This is a genomic window from Anaeromyxobacter dehalogenans 2CP-1 (assembly GCF_000022145.1).
Taxonomy (GTDB): Bacteria; Myxococcota; Myxococcia; order Myxococcales; family Anaeromyxobacteraceae; genus Anaeromyxobacter; species Anaeromyxobacter dehalogenans.
Genome location: NC_011891.1, coordinates 3,003,727 through 3,023,060, shown reverse-complemented (window position 1 = coordinate 3,023,060; position 19,334 = coordinate 3,003,727). Strand labels below are relative to the sequence as shown.

Below are 19,334 nucleotides of genomic sequence, written 5' to 3'. Positions count from 1 at the left end.
CGCGGAGCCGAGGGACTAGTGGTCGTGCCCGTGGCCCTCGGGGCCGTGGGCGTGACCGTGCTCCAGCTCCTCCGCGGTCGCGGCGCGGACGTCGCGCACCGTCACCTCGAAGTGCAGGGTCTTGCCGGCGAGCGGGTGGTTGAGGTCGATCACCACCGACTCCGGCTTCACCTCGCGGATCGCGAACGGCACCGGCTCGCCGTCGGCGCCCTCCGCGGTCAGCTCCATCCCGACCTGCGGGTCGAAGCCGGGCGGGAACGCCTTGCGCGGCACCTCCTGCACGCCGCGCGGATCGTGCTCGCCGTACCCGTCGGAGGGCGCGACCACCACCTTGCGCGACTCGCCCACGTCGACGCCCTCGAGCGCCGACTCCAGACCCGGCACGATCTGCCCCTCGCCGTGGAGGTAGGTGAGCGGCTCGCCCGGCTCGGACTGGTCCACGACCTTCCCGTCTCCGAGGTGCAGCGAGTAATCGAGGCCGACGACGCTGCCCTTCGCGATCTTCATGGGCCCTCCTGAGGCCGTGGAGCTCGGGACGGCGGTGCGCCTCCCTTCGGCCGGTATTTCCCGGCCGGGGACCGGCTGGCAAGGAAATACGACCGGGGGTCCGCCACCCGCCTACCAGTAGCCCCATCGCCGGCGGAGCACCCACTCGGCCGTCAGGACCGCCGCGAGGCCAGCCAGCGTCCACCAGCGATCCCAGATCGGCAGCGCCTTGCGGCGCCCGATCTCGACCACCTCGGGGTCCGCCAGGGCGAGGTCGGGGAGGTCGCCGCCGGGCAGCGCGGAGAACGCGCCCCCGGTCGCCTCGGACACCGCCTGGAGGAGCTCCGGCCGCGGTGCCGCGTCCGCGTCCTCCGGCCCGGCGCCGCGCACCGCCACCGCGGCGCTGGCCGGGTCCCCGACGCCCTCCGCGCGCGAGACCACCCGGTAGGCGCCCGGCCCGGGCGGCACGAGCTCGATCCGCGCCGTCCCGTCCTCGCCCGCCACCGCCTCGCCGTGCGCCACGGTGCGTCCGTCCTCGGACACCAGGTCCGCCGAGACCTTCTTCCCGGCGGCCGGGCCCCAGTCCGGCCCGCGCGCGGTGACGGTGAGCCCCACCGGCGCGCCGGGCTCGACCGACGGCGCGTCGGGCTCCACCTGCAGCGGCCCGAGCGACGGATCGCGCACCAGCCAGCGCAGCGCGCCGTTCCAGAAGCGCAGGTACGCGCGGTTGCCCTGGCCGCCCTCGGCGGCGAGAAAGCCCCAGCGCCAGGTGGCGTCGGTGGCGACCGCGAGCGTGCGCCCCTGGCCGACCTCCCGCACCGCCACCAGCGGCGCCGCGCGGCCGCCCACGCTCACCGCGGGCGCCTCGAGCAGCACCGACGCGCCGGCGCCCGGCGGCAGGGCGCGGGTGAGGTTGACGGCGGTGACCGGCGGCAGGCCCGCCCAGGCGGCCTCGTTCGGCGCCTCGCCCGGCGCGAGCGCCGTGACCGGGTGCCGCTTGCCCTCGGCGGTCAGCCGAGGCCGGAACTCGCCCTCGGCCTCGCTGGTGCCGTCGAGCGGCGCCACCGGCAGCACCTCGGCGAGCGGCGTCTGCCCGTAGCGCCCGTCGCCGAAGCTCTGCTCGCCGCCCACCATGGCGAGCGCGCCGCCGCCGCGCACGTAGTCGCGGAGGTTCGGCAGGTAGCGGTCGATCTCCAGGCCGCGGTACGGCCCGTAGGCGAAGTCGACGAACAGCACCGCGTCGAACGTCCGGAGCTGCTCGCCGAAGATCTCCGCGACCGGGAACGGGATGAGCGAGAGGTCCTCCTGCGGGCCGGGCTGGTCGGCGTTGGTCCGCAGGATGAAGAAGCTCACCAGGTCCACGTTGGGATCCTGCTTGAGCAGCCCGCGCAGGAAGCGCACGTCCCAGCTCGGCCGGCCCGCGACCATCAGCACGCGGACGCGGTCTCGGATGACGCGGAGCACGAACGAGCGCTGGTTGTTCTCGGTCACGGCCTCGCCGGGCAGGACCGGCGCGGCCACCGTGAACACGAACGTGCCGGTCTGGTCGGGCGCGAAGGAGAGGGGCACCGAGTAGCGCTCCTTCCCCGGCTCGAGCCGCACCGTCGCCTGCGCCACCACCGCGCCCTCGCGCCGGAGCACCACCCGCACGTCCTGGGCCTCCAGGCCGCGCGCGCGCAGCGTCGCCTCGACGGTCACCGTGTTGCGGACGAACGCGAAGTCGTCCACCGCGACGCGCTCCACCGCCAGGTCGCGCGGCGCGCTGCGCCCCACCGCCACCGCGCTCACCGGCACGCCCAGCGCGCGCAGCCGGGCGCGGGTGGCGCCGGAGAGCCCGTCGGCGAGCGCCGCGTTGTCGGCGCCGTCGGACACGACCAGCGCGCCGGCCAGCCGGCGGCTCGACGCGCCCGCGCCCGACGTCACCGCCTCGAGCGCGCCGAGCAGGTCGGTGCGGCCGGCCGCGGGCTCGAGGCCGCGCACCGCCTGCGCCGGGTCCGCCGGCGCCACCTCGCCGCCGAACCCGTACCACTCGAGATCGACCCGGTCGGCCAGCCGCTCCAGCTCGGCCCGGTGCTCGCGCAGGAACGCGCCCGCCGCGGCCGCGCGCGACGGACCGCCCGGCTCGAGCGGGAACGCCATCGAGCGCGACGCGTCCACCAGCACCGCGAACCGGTTGCGCACCCGCGCGGTCTGGAGCAGCTCCAGCGCGGGCTCGGCGAGCAGCGCCAGCGCCAGCGCCGCCGCGACCGCGCGGAGCGCGACGAGCGCGGCCTTCCGCGCGCGCCGCGGCTCGCCGGCGAGGCCGCGCCAGGCGAGCGCGATCGAGGCGAGCGCCGCGAGGCCGAGCAGGGCGAGCGCCCACGCCGGCAGCGGGGTGAGGGCGGTGAGCCGCCAGGCGTTGAAGGTCTCGCCGTCCACCGCCGCCTAGCTCCGCCGCCGCAGGATGAACGGCAGGTGCACCGCGTCGTCCTTGTAGTCGGTGCACAGCGCGTACATCGCCAGGTTCACGCCGGCGCGGAACGCCGCCTCGCGCTGCGCCTCGCCGCCGGGGGTGCACGGGTACTCCCAGTCGCCCAGCTCGCTCCGCGCCCACGCGCCGCCGAGATCGTTCTGCGAGTAGACCACCGCCAGCCGGCCGTCGACGGCCTGCGCCTCCAGCCACGGCTTCACCAGCACGCGGCCGCCCTGCCGGTCGAGCAGGTAGAACGTCTTGTGGAGCACGTGCTCGCGGGCCACCGGCTGCAGCGGCGAGGCGGGCAGCACCTGGGCGAGCTCGCGCCGGACCGCCGCGTCGAAGCCGGTCCCGTCCGACGCGTCGGCCGAGTCCACCAGCAGGAAGCCGCCGTACATGAGGTGGCGGCGGAGCGCGGCCCGCTCCGGCTCGGAGAACGCGGGTAGCCCGCCGGCGCCGGCCAGGTAGAGCATGGGGTGGCGGTGCAGGCCCGGCCGATCGAGGCGGACCGGCACGGCGTCGGCGGCGGGCTCGATCGAGGTCCGGCGGCCGAGCTCCCAGCCGAGCCGGCGCAGCGCGGTGGGCCGCGGGTTCCAGTTGCCCCCGTGCTGGACGTGGCCGATCTGCAGCATCGCGTCCGGGGTCAGCGCGCGTGCGCCGCGGGGCAGCGCGGCCGCGACGGCCGCGACGGCCGCGGCGGCGGCGCCCTGCAGGAAGCGTCGGCGCGAGATGGGGCGCGAGGGGCGGGGCATCGGGATGGGCCAGCGTCGGCCGCGGCCGGACCGCGCCGCGGGCCCCCACAGTCTAGGCCGGGTCGCGCCGGGACGCCCGCACAACCCGCGCCTGCGGCGGAGGCCCGCCAGAGGCCCGTGCTAGAGTCCGCCGCCATGTCGCGCAGGGACAGGGGAAGCACCGGCCCGGGCGGGCGGATCGCCGCGCTGCTGGACGTCGGGGACCACCGGGGCGCCGCCCTCGAGGCGCGGCGCGTGCTCGGGGATCCGGACGCCAGCGAGGTCGCCCGGCGGACCGCCGGGGACGCGCTGGCCTCCTTCAGGCCGGACCCGGCGGCGCTGGCGGTCGGAGCCGCCGGGGTGCTCGTCGCCGTCGCGCTGACGCTCTGGACCGTGCTGGGGGCGGGGTGACCGCGGCGCTCGCGGCGGCGATGCCGGTCGGCCCGCTGGGCGACGCGCTGACGGGGCTGGTGCGGGTCGCGCTGGCGACCCGTGCGTTCGGCTGGCCGCTGGGCCTCGCGCTGGTGGTGGTCGGGCTCGCGGCCCTGGTCGCCTCCGACCGGCTGCGGCGCCCGGCCGCGGCCGTGGGGGGCGCTGCGGTGGGGGTGCTGGCGGCGCTCGCGGCGCGGCGGCTCCTCGGCCCGCAGCTGGAGCTCTCCGCCGTCGCGTCGGCCGGGCTGGGCGCGGCGGTGCTGGGGGTGGCCTGCGCGGCGATGCCGCCGCTCTTCCCCGCCGCGGCCGGCGCGCTCGCCGGCGCCCTGGCCGGAGTCCACCTGCCCATCGGCGGGCGGGCGGCGGTCGGGGCGGGGCTCGGGGCGCTCGCGGCGGCGCTGCTCGCGCTGGCGGCGTCCCGCGCCGTCGCGGTGGTGCTGTGCGCGCTCTCCGGCGGCCTCGCGCTCGGCGTCGGGCTCCTGGCGGCGGCCGGGCCCCGGCCGCTCGCCTCCGAGCTGGCGATCCGGCCGTTCGCGCTGCTCGGGTTCGCGGTGGTGGCGGGCGTGGCGGGCGCGGCGTTCCAGCTCGCGCGCGGCGCGGCCGCGGCGCGTCCGGGGCCGGGCGCGCTGCGCGACTAGCGCGACTCGCGCGCCGCCCGGCGGCGCGCAGGGGCGCGGTCCGGGCGGTGCACGTGCCTCAGGTCTCGGGCGGCCCGAGCAGCTCGAAGTCCGGGATCTCGGCGCGGAGGAACTCGCGCAGCCGCCCGGTCAGCTTGGCCTCGATCTGGCGGGCGCGCTCGCGGGTGAGGCGGAAGTGGTCGCCCACCTCCTGCAGCGTGAGCGGCGGCGTGCCGTCGGGCGGGAGGAGGCGGTGCTCGAAGATGTACCGCTCCTTCTCGTCGGTGAGCGTCCCGGAGAACGCGTCCAGCTTCTCGCGGAAGATCCGCCGGAGCTGCTCGTCGCCGAGCGCGGCGTCGGGCGACGGGCCGCCGTCGTCGGCCAGCCGGTCGAGGCGGTTCTGGCGGCCGTCGTCGCCCTCGGTGCCGACCGGCGCGTCCAGCGAGAGGTCGTCCGCGGCCATGCGCGCGCTCATCTCCTCCACGTCCTTCTCCTCGACCTGGAGGTTCTTCGCGAGCAGCCGCGGCGTCGGTTCGATGCCGCGCGCGAGCAGCTTCTCGCGCTCCTTGGAGAGGTTGAAGAACAGCTTGCGCTGCGCCTGGGTGGTCCCGAGCTTCACCAGCCGCCAGTTCTCCATGATGAAGCGGATGATGTACGCGCGGATCCACCAGGCCGCGTAGGACGAGAGCTTCACGCCCTTCCACGGATCGTACTTCTTCACCGCCTGCATGAGCCCGAGGTTGCCTTCCTGGACGAGATCCAGGAGCTGGAACGCGGTGCGGCGGTACTCGTGGGCGATCTTCACCACCAGTCGCAGATTGGACGCGACCAGCCGGTACGCGGCGTCCACGTCGCCGGTCTCGCGGTACTGGACCGCGAGCGCGTGCTCCTCGTCCCGCGAGAGCACCGGGTGGCGCGCCACCTCGGCCATGTACGCGCGGAGCGGGTCGTAGCGGACCAGCCCGCCCTCGGAGCGGTCGCGCGCCTCCCCGGCGGACGGGAGTGCGGGGCGGCCCTTCGTGGAGCGGTGACGCGTCTCGTCCGACATGGGGAGTCCGGGCTGCCACGGGAACTGGCGGCCGCGCAAGTGCGTTGTGATATAGGTGTCGCGCCTCGCGCGCAAGGCGCGAGACGACACGTCGGCGCATGGCGGTTTTCGCGGAGCGGCGCGGGCCCCGATCAACGCATCGGGGCTGGCGCGGAACCAGGCGAGCCCGCCATGCGTCGCTCCCAACTCCAACGGAGTGAGTGACAGCATGGAAGAAGTCCACGGCGAGGCGCCCTCGGCGGCGCCCTCTGATTACGTTTCGGAAGCGTCGTTCGACGACATGGGGCTCTCGGAGCCGGTGCGGCGCGCGGTCGCGGAGCACGGGTACACGAAGCCGACGCCGGTCCAGTCCGCGACCTTCCGGCCCATCCGCGACGGCAAGGACGTGATCGTCCGGTCCAAGACCGGCACCGGCAAGACCGCCGCGTTCTCCATCCCCATCCTCGAGCGCATCCCGGACGGCCGCCGCAAGCCATCGGCGCTGGTGATGTGCCCGACCCGCGAGCTCGCCATCCAGGTCGCCGAGGAGGTCACCGCGCTGGCGAAGCACCGCGACCTCGGCGTGGTGACGATCTACGGCGGCGCGTCGATGGGCGACCAGCTCGACAAGCTGAAGGCCGGCGCGGAGATCGTGGTCGGCACCCCCGGCCGCATCTACGACCACATCCGCCGCAAGACGCTCCGGCTCGAGGAGGTGATGGTCTGCTGCCTCGACGAGGCGGACGAGATGCTGAACATGGGGTTCTTCGAGGAGGTGACGCGCATCCTCGACCACCTCCCCGCCGACGTGCAGCAGCTGCTCTTCTCCGCCACCGTCCCGGCGGACATCGAGCAGATCATCCACGACTACCTCACCGACCCGGAGACCATCCTGCTCTCCGGCGACGAGTACAAGGTCGAGAACATCAACAACGTGATGTACCCGACCGTGGACGCGTACCCGAAGCCGCGCAACCTCCTCTACATGATCGGCATGGAGGAGCCCGAGGCGGCGATCATCTTCTGCAACACGCGCAGCGACACCTCGCTCGTCACCGCGGTGCTGAACCGCAACGGCTACGACGCCGAGCTGCTGAACGGCGACCTGCCGCAGAAGGAGCGCGAGCGGGTGATGGCGAAGGTGAAGCGCGGCGAGGTCCGCTTCATGGTCGCGACCGACATCGCGGCCCGCGGCATCGACATCTCCGACCTCTCGCACGTCATCAACTACTCGCTGCCCGAGGACCCGGCGGTGTTCCTGCACCGCGTGGGCCGCACCGGCCGCATCGGCAAGAAGGGCACCAGCCTCTCGCTCGTGTCCGGCGGCGACCTGCACACGCTGACCGCGCTGCAGAAGAAGTACGAGATCGTCTTCGAGAAGAAGGCGCTCCCGACGCCGGAGGAGGCGCGGAAGATCTGGACCGACCGCCACGTCGCCGTCCTCAAGGACGCGATGAGCTCCTCGATCTTCGAGGCCTACATCCCGCTCGCCCAGGAGCTGCGCAACCGGCCCGATGGCGAGTACCTGATCTCGTTCGCGCTCAAGTACTTCTTCACGCACCAGCGCATGGAGAAGGCGCAGGACCGCGAGAAGGCCGAGCACAAGCGCACGGAGCACGAGCGCCGGGTGCAGCCCGAGGGCCGCGCCGCCGGGCGCCGCGCGCCGGGCGGCGAGGAGCGCGAGGGCCGCGAGGCCGGTGAGGCCCGGCGCGAGGCCGGCGAGGGCCGGCCTGAGGGCGGCCGGGAGCGCTCGCGCGACCGCGGCCGCGATCGGGACCGGGACCGGGACCGGGATCGGGACCGGGATCGGGATCGGGATCGCGGCCGCCGCGGCGGACGCGATCGCGAGGCGACGGCCGGCGCCCGGCCCGAAGCTCCGCCGGCGGCGAACGGCGACGGCACCCCGGTGGTCGAGGTGGCCGCCGAGGCCGGAGCGGCCGCGGCGCCCCAGCGCGCCCGCGTCTTCGTGACGCTCGGCGAGCAGGACGGCGCGGACGAGGCCAGGGTGCGCGAGGCGCTCCGGGCGCTCGCGCCGGAGCTCGAGCCGGTCGGCGTGGAGGTGCGCCGCTCGCACAGCTACGTGGACGTCCCGCCCGCCGCGCTGGAGGCCACCGTGGCCGCCCTCGACGGCAAGGAGTGGAACGGCAAGAAGCTCGCCGCCGAGAAGGCGCGCCGCCGGCGGCGCTGACCCGGAGGCGGCAGGGACGCCACGCGTCCGTGGGGCTTGGGGGAACACCCCGGATCGGTATGATCCGGAGACCCCCATGCCCTTCGCCACCACCCCGGAGCTGCTGCGCGAGCTGGCCACGCTGTACCGACGGATCGCGGAGCTCGAGGCCGGCGCCGGCATGCGCGCCGGCTCCGGCGCGCCGGCAGACGCCGCGCGCGAGGTCGATCACCTCGGCGACGGCCTGCACGCCGCGGTGGCCGAGTTCTCCGACGACGTCATCGGCGTCCTCTCCCCCGCCGCCGACATCCTCTACCTCAGCGACGGCATCGAGCGGCTCCTCGGCTACCGCGCCGGCGAGCTGATCGGCCGCAACGCCTGGGCGCTCGTGGCCCCCGAGGACGTCGCCAGCATGGCGAGCGCCCGGTCCACGCCGCTCGACGACGGCCTGCCGATCGAGGTCCGCGCGCGCCACGCCGACGGCTCGGTCCGCTGGCTCGAGTTCGCGGCGCGGGCCTGGCCCAGGAGCGCGCCCCGCCTCATCGTGGCGCGCTGGCGCGACGCCCAGCGCCACCGCGATCCGGTCGGGGCCGGCTCGGACGAGGCGAGGCGCGCGGCCGAGCTGCGCCGCAGCGCCGCGGTGGCGCGCGTCTCCCAGCTCGCCCTGGGCCTCCCCGAGGTGCAGGACGTGCTCGACGCGGCCGCCGCGCTGGCGGCCTCGGCGCTGGCGCTGCCGGCGGGCGCGTTCCTGGAGGTCGCGGACGGCGGGCTGCGCGTGCGCGCGGCCTCGGGCTTCCCCGTGGATGTCCGCGGGCGCGGGGTGCCGAGCGTGATGACGCTGGCGGGGCTGGCGCACGCGAGCGGCGCCCCGGCGCGCGCGCCGGACGTCGCGCGCGACGGCCGGCTGGCGGACGCGCTGCTCGCCGCCGCGGGCGCGGGCTGCGCGCTGGCGGTGCCGGTGCGCGGGAGCGGCCGCGCCCACGGTGTCCTGCTGGTGGCCGGCCCGGCGCCCCGGGCGTTCGAGCGCGACGAGCTGAGCTTCCTCGAGACGGTCGCGAACGTGGTCGCCACGGCGGTGGACGCGCGGGCGGCCGCCGAGGCGCTGCGCGGGCGCGAGCGGCTGGCGCGCGCGGTGTTCGCGAGCGCGCGCGACGGGATGATCATCGTGGACGGGGAGGGGCGCTGCGTGGACGCGAACCCCGCGGCGGAGCGGCTGCTGGGGGCATCCCTCGAGGCGCTGCGCGGACGACGGCCGGCGGACGTGGCCCAGACCGCGCTCGACCTGTCCGGCGCGGCCGCCGGGCAGGGCGCCGCGACGGTGGCGACGCCCAGCGGCGCGCGCGCGCTGGAGTGGGCGCTCGTGCCCGGGATCCTCCCCGGGCTCTCGCTGGCGGTGCTGCGGGCTAGTTGAGCGCGACCGGCTCGCCGGCCAGGCTGGCCCGCACCGGCGCGATCTTCTCGGCGAAGTCGGCGGCCCACTTCGCGGGGATGGGCGCGTCGCGCGGGATCTGCAGCCGGAGCGGGTTCACGAAGGACCCGCCGCGCTTCACCGCGAAGTGCAGGTGCGGGCCGGTCGAGAGGCCGGTCGAGCCGACGTAGCCGATGACCTGCTTCTGCGACACCGCCTTGCCCGCGGAGACCGCCACCGCCGACAGGTGGCAGTAGACCGACTCCAGGCCGTTGCGGTGCTTCAGCACCACCGCCTTGCCGCAGCCGCCCTTCCAGCCGGCCTCGCGGACCTGCCCGTCCCCGACGGCCCAGACCGGCGTGCCGGTGGGCGCGCCGTAGTCCACGCCCTGGTGGGCGCGGACGTAGCCGAGCAGCGGGTGGTTGCGCATCCCGAAGCCGGAGGTGACGCGCGCGAGCTTGAGCGGCGACTTCAGGAAGCCGCGCCGCGCGCTGTTGCCGTTCTCGTCGTAGTAGCTGGTGTGGCCGTCCGGATCGGTGTAGCGGAACAGCCGCTTACGGCCGGCCGCCTCGCCCTTGTACTCGGCGGCCAGCACCTCGCCGTAGCGGAGCAGCTTGCCGTCGGCGAGCACCTTCTCGACCACCATGGTCATGGCGTCGCCGGCGCGGACGTCCTGGTAGAAGTCGACGTCCCAGGCCAGCACGTCGGAGGCGAGCACGGCCAGCTCGGGATCCTCGCCGGCGCGCTCCAGCGACGCCCATAGCGAGCCCTCCACCTTCACCGCCACGCGCGCCACCTCGGTGGTCAGCTCGACCGGGCGCTTGCGAGCCTCGAAGGACCCGTCCTCCTTGCGCTCCACGGTCCACTCGTCCGCCGGCCCCTGCCGGTAGCTGAACCGGTGCAGCTCGCCGTCCTCGTCGCGGCGCTCCACCCGGAGCTGGTCGCCAGGGCGGGCGCGGTGGAACGGGAACAGCCCCTTCAGCGAGGCCACCACCGCGTTCACCTGCGCCATCGGCACGTCGAGCTTCACCAGCGCCTGCGCGAGGGTCTGGTTGCGGGCGAGCCGCACCGTCACCGCGCGGAACCGCTCCGCCGGCGTGGGCTTGTGCGGGGCGAGCGTGGCGGTGGTGGGCGCGGGCAGCATGGCCGCGGCCTCGGGCGCAGCAGCGACCGGGGCGGCCGGCGCGCCGGGCACCGTGCGGAGGCCGCCGGCGGCTCCGGCGAGCGCGAGGATCAGGAGGGCGAGGAAGCCGGCGCCGGCGAGCAGCACGGGGAGGCGGCGGCGGCGGGGGGCGTCGTCGAAGCGAGGTACTTGCATCGGCGCGGGAATCTAGCAGGCGAGAAAGGGAACAGGAAGCTCCGAGTCGACCACCTCGGCCTACAGGTCGGCCCGCCGGTCCGAGTGCTCCTTGCCGTCGTACCGGAAGATGGTGCCTCGGCCCTCCACCTTGGTGTGGAGGTTGACCGGCCTGCGCCACAGGGACTGCACGTGGCGGAGGGTGTCGCGGGCGTAGTCGAGCTTCAGGTCCACCCCGTCGTGCTTGTGGACCAGGTAGAGCTCGCCCCGGTTCTCCCAGTTGCCGTCCTCGACGGCGATCTCCGGCTGCCCGAAGTTGGTGAGCATGTGGAGGAGCTTCTCCTTCACCTTGCGGAACTCGCGCTCCATGATCTCCCAGCGCTGGTGCTTCTCGTTGTAGCCGAAGGTGAAGAGGCGCTGCTGGACGCAGAACTCCAGGCTGAGGAACTCGTCGATGAAGGTGACGTCGTTGTAGTGCTTGCGCACCTCGAAGATCTTGTCGCGTCCCACCCCGAGCTGCTTGTCCCACTGCTTGCGGGCGACGAAGGAGTCGCACTCGTCGTACTCCTTCCCGAAGCGCCCCTTGTTCCACCGGTCCTCGATGTCGCGCCACAGCTCCACCCCGAGCTTGTAGGGGTTGAGCTGCCCGGGGTGGGTGGCGAGCGTGCCGGAGTGGTGGTCGGCGTAGTCGATGACCTCGGAGGCGTCGAGCGCCTTCTCGGTCATGATCTTGGAGTGCCAGTAGGTGGCCCACCCCTCGTTCATGATCTTGGTCTGGCCCTGGGGCGCGAAGTAGTAGGCCTCCTCGCGGATGATCGAGAGCACGTCGTGCTCCCAGCGCTCCAGCGGCGCGTGCTCGAGCAGGAACAGCAGCACGTCGCGCTCGGCCCGCTCCGGGAACTTCTTCTTGCGCGCGGCCTCCTCGTCCAGCTTGCGCTGCTGCTCCTGCATGAACTCGCGCGGGTTGATGTACTCCCGCATGTACTCGCGCTCGTTCTTGAACCCCTGCGCCACCTGGCGCTCCGCGCCCTCGCCCTCGACGCCGGTCCGGTCCGGCCGCCGCTTCACGTAGGGTGACTGGTAGTCGATCAGGTTCTCGATGGAGAGGCAGCGGTCGATGAAGTCCTCGACCAGCTCGACCCCGAGCTTGTCCTGGTAGCGGCGCACGCGAGTGGCGTGGTTCGCCATCTGGTCCATCATCTTCCGGTTGGTGTGCCGGAACATGAAGTTGTTCTTGAAGAAGTCGACGTGCCCGAAGACGTGGGCCATCACCAGCTTCTGGTCCACGTCCATGTTGGACTCGAGCAGGTACGCGTACGAGGGGTCGTTGTTGATGACCATCTCGTAGATCTTCGAGAGCCCGTACTCGTAGCCCTTCGACAGCCGCTCGTAGTCCATCCCGAAGCGCCAGTGCGGGTAGCGGTTCGGGAAGCCGCCGTACGCGGCCACCATGTTGATCTCGTCGAACCCGAGCACCTCGAAGACCGTGTCGAAGAAGTCGAGCCCGTAGGCGCGCGCGTACCCCTCCACGCGGTTGCGGATGTCGTGCAGGTGCGAGGGCAGGTGGGTGTGCTTGTCCATGCGCGCCTACTTCCCGGTGCCGAGGAACGTCTTGATGGAGGCGTAGATCGCTTCCTTGTCCGCGATCTCGGACAGCGCCACGTTCTCGCGCGGGCCGACGGACTCCTTCAGGTCCTTGATGAACTGGCCCGAGCCGTAGGGGCTCTCCACCTGGCCGTAGCAGAACAGGTTCACCGCCGGGAGGATGCGGTTCTGCAGCAGCTCCACGCAGAGGCGGGTGTCGTCGGCGCTCCAGTTGTCGCCGTCGGAGAAGTGGAACGGGTACACGTTCCAGGAGGTGGGCGCGTAGTCGGTCTCGATCATCTCGAGCGCGAGCTTGTAGGCGGACGAGATCATGGTCCCGCCCGACTCGCGCGTGTGGAAGAACGTGTCGCGGTCCACCTCGCGCGCCACCGCGTCGTGGATGATGTAGCGGCTCTCCAGGCCCTTGTAGTGCTTCCGCAGCCAGGTATCGATCCAGAAGGACTCGATGCGGACGATCTCCTTCTGCTCGTCGCCCATCGAGCCCGACACGTCCATCATGTAGATGACGACCGCGTTGGTCTCGGGGAGCGGGACCTGCTTCCAGGTGCGGTAGCGGCGGTCCTCGCGCACCGGGACGATCACCGGGCGTCGCCAGTTGTACGAGCCGCTCGCGATCTGCCGCCGCAGGGCCTGCTTGTAGGTGCGCTTGAAGTGGCGCAGCGACTCCGGGCCGCTCGGCGCGACCCCGGTGTACTTGAGGCGCGTGGCGATGATGCGGTCCTTGCCGCGCGGCTCGATGCGGGGCAGGGCGAGCTCCTCGCCGAGGATGTCGGCCAGCTCCTCGAGCGGCACGTCCACCTCGAGGATGTGCTGCCCCTCGCCCTGACCGGCCTGCCCGCTGCCGGCCTGCCCGTCGCCGGGCGAGAGCGGATCGCCCGGCTCGCCCTCGCCCTGGCCGACGCCGCCCTGCGAGCGCTCGCCGAAGCGGAAGTGCGGGATGTCGATGGTCGGGATCGGGATGGTGATGAAGTCCTTCCCCTTCTTCCCGACCATCTCTCCCTTCTGGACGTACTTCTTGAGGTTGCTCTTGATCCGGCCGCGCACGATGTCGCGGAAGCGGGCGTGGTCCTGCTTGATCTTCAGGGACATGGTCGGCCCGTCCTCGCTGTCGTTCCGTGCCCGATCGGTCGAACCACCCGGTCACCCTGAGCCTGTCGAAGGGCCCGCTCTCCCCGAGCGCGTCGGGGGGCGCTACTCCTTCGCGTCGCCGCGCGCGAAGATCGAGGCGACGAAGTTCAGGACGTCGGTGGAGCACACCTCGCAGTAGCCGTAGTTCTTGATGAGCCGCTGCTTCACGACGTCGATCTTCTCCTGCGTCTCGCGGTCCACCACCGAGGCCACCAGGTTCTTCAGCTTGATCGAGTCCTTCTGGTCCTCGAACAGCTTCAGCTCGAGCGCCTTGTGCAGCCGCTCGTTCGTCCGGTAGTTGAACGTCTTCCCCTCGATGGCGAGGGCGCCGATGTAGTTCATGATCTCGCGGCGGAAGTCGTCCTTCCGGCTCTCCGCGATGTCGATCTTCTCCTCGATCGAGCGCATCAGCCGCTCGTCGGGCTCCTCGTACTGGCCGGTGTACTTGTTGCGGACCTTCTCGCGCTGCGTGTACGCCTTGATGTTGTCGATGTAGTTCGCGCAGAGCTTGGTGATCGCGTCCTCGTCCGCGCTGATGGCGCGCTGGACCTCGTTCTTCACCACGTCCTCGTACTCGCGCTTCACGTCGGTGAGCAGCTCGCGGAAGCGCTTGCGCTGGTCCTCCGAGGAGATGAGCGAGTGCTGCCGGAGCCCGGCCTCCAGCTCGTTCAGCACCATGAACGGGTTCACGCACCCGTCGCCCTTGTCCGAGACCAGCGCGTTCGAGATCTTGTCCTGCACGTAGCGGGGGCTGATGCCCTCCATGCCCTCGCGCAGCGCCTCCTTGCGCAGCTCCTTGATGTTGTCCTCGGTGAAGTTCGGCAGCGACTTGCCGTTGTAGAGCTTCAGCTTCTGGACCAGCGTGAGGTTGTGCTTCTTCGGCTCCTCGAGCCGGGTGAGCACGCCCCACATCGCGGCCATCTCCAGCGTGTGCGGCGCGATGTGCTTCCCGCGGATCTTGTGGCTGTTGTAGTCGCGCTCGTAGATCTTCACCTCCTCGTCGAGGCGGGAGATGTACGGGATGTCGATCTTGACGGTGCGGTCCCGGAGCGCCTCCATGAACTCGTTCGACTGGAGCTTCTTGTACTCGGGCTCGTTGGTGTGCCCGACGATGACCTCGTCGATGTCGGTCTGCGGGAACTTCTTCGGCTTGATCTTGTGCTCCTGCGTGGCGCCGAGCAGGTCGTAGAGGAACGCCACGTCGAGCTTCAGGATCTCGACGAACTCGATGATGCCGCGGTTCGCGATGTTGAACTCACCGTCGAAGTTGAACGCGCGCGGGTCCGAGTCGGAGCCGTACTCGGCGATCTTGCGGTAGTTGATGTCGCCGGTGAGCTCGGTCGAGTCCTGGTTCTTCTCGTCCTTGGGCTGGAACGTGCCGATGCCGACCCGGTCCTTCTCCGACAGGATCAGGCGGCGCACGCGCACGTGCTGCATCACCTTCTCCCAGTCGCCCTTGTACTCCGTCATCAGGTCCTTGAAGACGAAGCGGCAGGCCGGGCACAGGTCGCCGGTGTCCGGGATGGCGTAGCCGCCCTCGGGCGCGGCCAGCTCGGCGATCACCTTGCCGCGCCACTCGTGCGGCACGAGGTGCAGCGGCTCCTCGTGCATGGGGCAGGGCATCACCTCGCGGCGCTTCTGCCCGTCGAGGTTGGTGCGCTCGATGTCCCACGCGAACGTGTAGAGCGCGCCCTCGGGGGTCTTCGAGTACGCCTCGAGCCCCTTCTTGAGCAGGCGCGCGATGGTGGACTTGGACGAGCCGACCGGGCCGTGCAGCAGGATGACGCGCTTCTCGGTGCCGTAGCCCTGCGCCGCGCTCTTGAACACGTTCACGAGCTTCATGAGCGCGATGTCGAGCCCGTAGATCGCGTCCTTCCCGCCGAAGTCCGGGTCGGTGAAGAAGTTGTACCGGATGAGCTTCTTCTTGTTGTCGATGTACTCGGTCTTCCCGTGCGACAGGATCATGTCGTAGACGCGCTGGAAGGCCGTGCGGGTGACCTTCGGGTTCTGCCGCACGATCCCGAGATAGTCCTCGAACGAGCCCTCCCAGTGCTGCTCCGAGTACCCCTGCCGGTCCTGCAGGGCCGCGATCCGGTTCACCCAACCCGACGTCGTCATTTCCCGAGGCTCGCGCATCTCGCTCCCTCTGTATCTGGGCTCGGCGCACGCGCGCCGACCCAAGGAGCATAAGGAGCGGAGGAGCGGGCTGCAGACCGCGAGGCCGGCGGGAGACGCACGCCCAATGGGGCCTGCGGGCAGGCGGCGAGGCGGGTCCCCCCGTGCGCGGCACCGCGGCGGCGAGGCGGCCGCCGGCGGTCAGCGCGCCCGGCGGAAGAACTCGACCTGCCAGGCGCGCACCGCCGCGTTGTGGCAGGCGAGCGTCGGGCAGAACACGTGGGTGCCGTCGTTGCGCGAGACGAAGTACAGGTCGGAGCAGGTGGCGGGAGCGAGCGCCGCCTGCAGCGCCGCGGCGCCCGCGTTCGCGATGGGCCCGGGCGGCAGCCCGGCGGTCGTGTACGTGTTGTACGGGTGCGTCGCCAGCAGGTCGGCCTTCGTGATGTTCTTCGACCAGCGGCCGGTGCGCAGCAGCGTCGCGTACATGACCGTCGGGTCGGTCCCGAGCCGCATCCCGAGCCGGAGCCGGTTGTGGAACACGCAGGCGATGCGCGCGCGCTCCGCCGGCTGCCCGGTCTCCTTCTCGACGATCGAGGCGAGGGTCGCGGCCTCGCCCATCGTCAGCGTCACGCCCGGCCGCCGGCCGGCGTCGGCGCGCGCGTACTCCTCCTTGAACCGCTCCACCATCTCCTCGGCGATGGTGCGCGCCGAGACGCCCCGGGCGAACGTGTACGTGTCGGGGAACAGGAAGCCCTCGAGGTTCGCGTAGGGCAGCCCGAGCGCGCGGGCGGTCGCGGGGTCGTGCGCGACCGCGGCGAAGTCCTCGGTGCGCGCGAGGCCGCTGCGCCCGACGATCTCCGCGATCTCGTCCATGCGCAGGCCCTCGGGCACGGTGAACCGGTAGAGCTTCACCTGGCCCTGGTAGACCTTGTCCAGCACCTGGTCCGGGGTGAGCGGCCCGGAGAACGCGTACTCGCCCGCGCGCAGCCGCCGGTGGTCGCGCTTCACCCAGCGGAAATAGCGCCAGGCCCGGGTCTCGTCGGAGAGCACGCCGGACTGGGCCAGCGACCGGATCACCGCGCGCGCCGGGGCGCCGCTCGGCACCACCACCGTCTTCTCCTCGGGGCCGCCGTACGCCGTCGCCCCGAACGATCGCAGGTCGCGCCAGGTGAGCGCCGCCCACGCGGCGCCCGCGAGCGCGAGGAGCACGAGCAGGGTGACGACCTTCCTCACGGCGCCCTCCGATCCAGCCAGCCCTGCAGGATGACGGCCGCGGCCTCCGCGTCCACCTGGCCTCGCTGCTCGCGGGCCGACAGGCCGCGCGCGCGCAGCCGCGACTCGGCCTCGAAGGAGGAGAGCCGCTCGTCGAACAGCTCCACCGGCACGCCGAGCGCCGCCTCCAGCCGCGGCGCGAAGCCGCGAGCGAGCCGCGCCGACGGGCCCTCCGTGCCGTCCATGTTGAGCGGGAGCCCCACCACCGCCCGCGTGACCTCGTAGTCGCGGGCCACCTCGGCGATGGCGGCGAGGTCCTCGGCCTCGGTGCGGCGGACCACCGTGGTCACCGCGCGCGCCGTCCGCAGGATCTCGTCGGCCACGGCGAGGCCGATCCGGACCCGCCCCAGGTCGACGCCGAGCGTGCGCATGGCGCGGCAATCTAGGCGCCGTCCGCGCCCGGGTCAAACGGTCCGCGCTGCGTCCCGGCGGGCTCCGGCGCGACCGCGCGCCCCGCGCAACCGCGCGGGATCCGGGCGCCCGGCGCTGGCACGGGGCGCGCTCCGGGGAAGGGTGGGCGCCGCGAGGCGCACCGCCCACCCCATCCGAAAGGAACCCAGATGATCCCGTCCGTCCGCACCGGCGCCGCGCTGCTCTCGCAGGGCGCCGCGCTCGCCGCCGATCTCGCCCAGGTCGCCGCGCCGCGCACCATCCGGGCCGCCAGCGCCGCCGGCGTCGGGAAGGGCGGCGCCGTGATCGCCGCCGCGGCGGCCGCGCTCCCCTCCGCGAAGAAGACCTCGGCGAAGAAGACGCGGCGGAGCTCCGGGGCGGGGTACGCCTCGGGCGCGAAGGGAACGACGAAGTCGGGCGCGGCGAAGAAGCCGTCGTCCTCGCGGTCCACCGGCGCGCTCGCGTTCCTCGACGATCCGAGGCTCTCGATCGAGGAGAAGCTGTTCCGCTTCATGATGTACGTGCAGGACCGCTTCGACCGGGACGTCGAGCAGAAGATGAAGGAGGCGGCGGGGAAGGCCTCCGGCACGAGCGGCTCGTCCGGCGCCAAGAAGAAGAAGGGCGGGCCCTTCGCCAAGCTGGCCGGCGCGCTCAAGACCGCGTTCCCGGCGCTCGGCATGTCGATGGAGATCCTGAACGACAAGAACGTCCAGGCGCTGGTGAAGACGCTGGGCGGGCCCGCGCTCGCGGCGGGCGCCGCCGCCATGGGGTTCCCGGGGCTCGCGCCCGTGCTCGCCAAGGCCGGCCCGCAGCTCGCGGGCGTGGCGTTCGACCTGGCGGCAGCGTTCAAGGACGCGCCGGCGAGCGGCTCGAGCGGCACCGGCGGGACCGGCGGCACGGGCAGCACCGGCTCGGCGGACTCGCCCGAGATCGATCGCAAGAAGATGATGGAGCTGCAGTACGCGATGGAGAAGCAGAAGGAGATGTTCACGCTCGTCTCCAACGTCCTCCGCTCGCTGCACGACATGAAGATGTCGGCGGTGCACAACATCCGCTCCTGAGGCGCGCCATGGACGACGCGATCGAGACGGCGGTCGGGGGGCGCACGCCCACGCTGGCCGAGGTGCAGGGGATGACCCAGGAGCTGGGCGACGCCATCGCCGCGCTGGCGGAGGCGGAGCTGGAGGCGGGGCGGGTGGAGACCGCCCGGGCCATCCTGGAGGGGCTGGTGGTGAGCAACCACGAGGACGCGGCGGCCTGGGCGCTGCTGGCCACGGCGCACCGCCGGCTGGGCCAGCCGCTCGCAGCCCGGTTCTGCGCCGAGGTGGCGGTGCGGCTCGCCCCGGCCGATCCGTGGATCCGGCTGGCGCGGGCGGAGGCCTTGCTGGCCGATCCGGGCGCCCGGGAGGCGGCGCGCGCCGAGCTCGCCGCGCTGGCCGCCGACGGGGAGGTGGGAGGCCGAGCGCGCGCGCTTTGCTCCGCGCTCGGAGAGTGAACGTGGCGAGCGCGTGGCGGACCCGACAAGTCCACATTTTCCGCGCGGTTGGGGCACTCCGTCCCCTTGACGGTCCCTGTAGGTTTCGGGGATATTTCGCGGCCGAGTCGAGGGTCCGTGCCCCACGACTCCGCGGGCCGGCGGTCGGCCCGGGACACACGAAGGAAGCGTGAAGCGATGGCACTTGGTACCGTGAAGTGGTTCAACGACGCGAAGGGCTACGGTTTCATCTCCCAGGAGGGCGGGGAGGACGTCTTCGTTCACCACACGGCCATTCAGATGGATGGCTTCCGCACCCTGAAGGAGGGGGAGCGGGTGGAGTTCGACGTCACCCAGGGCCCCAAGGGGCTTCAGGCGGCGAACGTCCGCCGTCCGTAGAGCATCCGGTCCGCTGGGTGACGAGCGGCCTCGGGTGACCGAGGCCGCTCGCGCTTCTGAGCCTGCTACACGATAGCCTGGGAGCGTGCGGAGAGGTTCGATGAGCGAGAAGGAAACCGGCATCGAGGTACAGGGCACCGTCGAGGAGGCGCTCGCCGGCGGCATGTACCGGGTCAAGGTCGATCAGGGTCCCGTGGTCCTCGCGTACGCGTCGGGCAAGATGAAGAAGTTCCACATCCGCATCATCCCCGGCGACCGCGTGAAGCTCGAGCTGTCGCCGTACGACCTCACCCGCGGCCGCATCACGTACCGCGACAAGTGACCGCGGGGCGGC

General features: G+C 72.8%; 18 protein-coding genes. 8 read left to right on the top strand and 10 right to left on the bottom strand.

All coding sequences use genetic code 11. The annotated features are described in order from the left end of the window. Positions 1–15 precede the first annotated feature (15 nt). The 3 genes from A2CP1_RS13795 to A2CP1_RS13785 form a co-directional block, all read right to left on the bottom strand. The gene (locus A2CP1_RS13795) at positions 16–507 is read right to left on the bottom strand and encodes an FKBP-type peptidyl-prolyl cis-trans isomerase (protein WP_012633839.1); all 492 of its coding nucleotides are present in this window, start codon (positions 505–507) and stop codon (positions 16–18) included. A 111-nt stretch (positions 508–618) separates the two neighbouring features. Beyond that, entirely contained in the window at positions 619–2,904 is a 2,286-nt protein-coding gene (locus tag A2CP1_RS13790; protein WP_012633838.1) for a glutamine amidotransferase, read from the bottom strand. Between the two features lie 6 nt (positions 2,905–2,910). Next, a complete protein-coding gene (locus tag A2CP1_RS13785) occupies positions 2,911–3,690 on the bottom strand; it encodes a DUF4159 domain-containing protein (protein WP_012633837.1) in 780 nt (259 codons plus the stop codon). A 135-nt stretch (positions 3,691–3,825) separates the two neighbouring features. Here A2CP1_RS13785 and A2CP1_RS13780 point away from each other — a divergent pair, with 135 nt between their 5' ends. Together A2CP1_RS13780 and A2CP1_RS13775 are read left to right on the top strand one after the other, a co-directional pair. Beyond that, positions 3,826–4,080, top strand: coding sequence for a hypothetical protein (locus tag A2CP1_RS13780; RefSeq protein WP_012633836.1), 255 nt, complete (start codon positions 3,826–3,828; stop codon positions 4,078–4,080). After that, a complete protein-coding gene (locus tag A2CP1_RS13775) occupies positions 4,077–4,739 on the top strand; it encodes a hypothetical protein (protein WP_012633835.1) in 663 nt (220 codons plus the stop codon). The genes A2CP1_RS13780 and A2CP1_RS13775 overlap by 4 nt, the downstream gene beginning before the upstream one ends. A gap of 58 nt (positions 4,740–4,797) precedes the next feature. On the opposite strand, the gene A2CP1_RS13770 is transcribed toward A2CP1_RS13775, so the two are convergent. Continuing rightward, complete coding sequence (locus A2CP1_RS13770; protein WP_012633834.1) at positions 4,798–5,766, bottom strand: sigma-70 family RNA polymerase sigma factor; 969 nt, start codon at positions 5,764–5,766, stop codon at positions 4,798–4,800. Between the two features lie 208 nt (positions 5,767–5,974). Here A2CP1_RS13770 and A2CP1_RS13765 point away from each other — a divergent pair, with 208 nt between their 5' ends. Together A2CP1_RS13765 and A2CP1_RS13760 are read left to right on the top strand one after the other, a co-directional pair. After that, complete coding sequence (locus tag A2CP1_RS13765) at positions 5,975–7,933, top strand: DEAD/DEAH box helicase (protein WP_012633833.1); 1,959 nt, start codon at positions 5,975–5,977, stop codon at positions 7,931–7,933. A 76-nt stretch (positions 7,934–8,009) separates the two neighbouring features. Next, complete coding sequence (locus tag A2CP1_RS13760; RefSeq protein WP_012633832.1) at positions 8,010–9,323, top strand: PAS domain S-box protein; 1,314 nt, start codon at positions 8,010–8,012, stop codon at positions 9,321–9,323. On the opposite strand, the gene A2CP1_RS13755 is transcribed toward A2CP1_RS13760, so the two are convergent. The 6 genes from A2CP1_RS13755 to ruvX form a co-directional block, all read right to left on the bottom strand. Next, the gene (locus A2CP1_RS13755) at positions 9,316–10,638 is read right to left on the bottom strand and encodes a M23 family metallopeptidase (RefSeq protein WP_012526644.1); all 1,323 of its coding nucleotides are present in this window, start codon (positions 10,636–10,638) and stop codon (positions 9,316–9,318) included. The two genes, A2CP1_RS13760 and A2CP1_RS13755, sit on opposite strands and share 8 nt — an antisense overlap. A gap of 60 nt (positions 10,639–10,698) precedes the next feature. Next, complete coding sequence (locus A2CP1_RS13750) at positions 10,699–12,198, bottom strand: SpoVR family protein (protein WP_012633831.1); 1,500 nt, start codon at positions 12,196–12,198, stop codon at positions 10,699–10,701. A 6-nt stretch (positions 12,199–12,204) separates the two neighbouring features. Beyond that, positions 12,205–13,311 (bottom strand): DUF444 family protein, encoded by a 1,107-nt coding sequence (locus A2CP1_RS13745; RefSeq protein ID WP_012526642.1) that lies wholly within the window; start codon positions 13,309–13,311, stop codon positions 12,205–12,207. 102 nt (positions 13,312–13,413) lie between these two features. Beyond that, entirely contained in the window at positions 13,414–15,486 is a 2,073-nt protein-coding gene (locus A2CP1_RS13740) for a PrkA family serine protein kinase (RefSeq protein WP_012526641.1), read from the bottom strand. A gap of 180 nt (positions 15,487–15,666) precedes the next feature. Beyond that, positions 15,667–16,698 (bottom strand): endolytic transglycosylase MltG, encoded by a 1,032-nt coding sequence (mltG, locus tag A2CP1_RS13735; protein WP_012633830.1) that lies wholly within the window; start codon positions 16,696–16,698, stop codon positions 15,667–15,669. Next, positions 16,695–17,108 (bottom strand): Holliday junction resolvase RuvX, encoded by a 414-nt coding sequence (gene ruvX / locus A2CP1_RS13730; protein ID WP_012633829.1) that lies wholly within the window; start codon positions 17,106–17,108, stop codon positions 16,695–16,697. The genes mltG and ruvX overlap by 4 nt, the downstream gene beginning before the upstream one ends. 189 nt (positions 17,109–17,297) lie before the next feature. On the opposite strand from ruvX, the gene A2CP1_RS13725 reads away from it, so the two are divergent. From A2CP1_RS13725 to infA, 4 genes are all read left to right on the top strand, one after another. Then, a complete protein-coding gene (locus A2CP1_RS13725; RefSeq protein WP_012633828.1) occupies positions 17,298–18,188 on the top strand; it encodes a hypothetical protein in 891 nt (296 codons plus the stop codon). 8 nt (positions 18,189–18,196) lie between these two features. Next, a complete protein-coding gene (locus tag A2CP1_RS13720; protein WP_012633827.1) occupies positions 18,197–18,622 on the top strand; it encodes a tetratricopeptide repeat protein in 426 nt (141 codons plus the stop codon). Between the two features lie 177 nt (positions 18,623–18,799). Then, on the top strand, positions 18,800–19,000 hold the full coding sequence (locus tag A2CP1_RS13715; protein WP_011420292.1) for a cold-shock protein: 201 nt from the start codon (positions 18,800–18,802) through the stop codon (positions 18,998–19,000). A gap of 100 nt (positions 19,001–19,100) precedes the next feature. Beyond that, positions 19,101–19,322, top strand: a complete 222-nt coding sequence (infA, locus tag A2CP1_RS13710; protein ID WP_012526636.1) for a translation initiation factor IF-1 — start codon at positions 19,101–19,103, stop codon at positions 19,320–19,322. Positions 19,323–19,334 lie beyond the last annotated feature (12 nt).

Excerpts from the sequence above, each read along its gene's own strand:
- A2CP1_RS13740 (WP_012526641.1), bottom strand. The coding sequence starts at position 15,486 with ATGCGCGAGCCTCGGGAAATGACGACGTCGGGTTGGGTGAACCGGATC.
- A2CP1_RS13760 (WP_012633832.1), top strand. The coding sequence starts at position 8,010 with ATGCCCTTCGCCACCACCCCGGAGCTGCTGCGCGAGCTGGCCACGCTG.
- A2CP1_RS13750 (WP_012633831.1), bottom strand. The coding sequence starts at position 12,198 with ATGGACAAGCACACCCACCTGCCCTCGCACCTGCACGACATCCGCAAC.
- A2CP1_RS13795 (WP_012633839.1), bottom strand. The coding sequence starts at position 507 with ATGAAGATCGCGAAGGGCAGCGTCGTCGGCCTCGATTACTCGCTGCAC.
- A2CP1_RS13745 (WP_012526642.1), bottom strand. The coding sequence starts at position 13,311 with ATGTCCCTGAAGATCAAGCAGGACCACGCCCGCTTCCGCGACATCGTG.
- infA (WP_012526636.1), top strand. The coding sequence starts at position 19,101 with ATGAGCGAGAAGGAAACCGGCATCGAGGTACAGGGCACCGTCGAGGAG.
- A2CP1_RS13720 (WP_012633827.1), top strand. The coding sequence starts at position 18,197 with ATGGACGACGCGATCGAGACGGCGGTCGGGGGGCGCACGCCCACGCTG.
- A2CP1_RS13785 (WP_012633837.1), bottom strand. The coding sequence starts at position 3,690 with ATGCCCCGCCCCTCGCGCCCCATCTCGCGCCGACGCTTCCTGCAGGGC.
- A2CP1_RS13715 (WP_011420292.1), top strand. The coding sequence starts at position 18,800 with ATGGCACTTGGTACCGTGAAGTGGTTCAACGACGCGAAGGGCTACGGT.
- A2CP1_RS13770 (WP_012633834.1), bottom strand. The coding sequence starts at position 5,766 with ATGTCGGACGAGACGCGTCACCGCTCCACGAAGGGCCGCCCCGCACTC.
- A2CP1_RS13755 (WP_012526644.1), bottom strand. The coding sequence starts at position 10,638 with ATGCAAGTACCTCGCTTCGACGACGCCCCCCGCCGCCGCCGCCTCCCC.
- ruvX (WP_012633829.1), bottom strand. The coding sequence starts at position 17,108 with ATGCGCACGCTCGGCGTCGACCTGGGGCGGGTCCGGATCGGCCTCGCC.
- A2CP1_RS13725 (WP_012633828.1), top strand. The coding sequence starts at position 17,298 with ATGATCCCGTCCGTCCGCACCGGCGCCGCGCTGCTCTCGCAGGGCGCC.
- A2CP1_RS13780 (WP_012633836.1), top strand. The coding sequence starts at position 3,826 with ATGTCGCGCAGGGACAGGGGAAGCACCGGCCCGGGCGGGCGGATCGCC.
- A2CP1_RS13765 (WP_012633833.1), top strand. The coding sequence starts at position 5,975 with ATGGAAGAAGTCCACGGCGAGGCGCCCTCGGCGGCGCCCTCTGATTAC.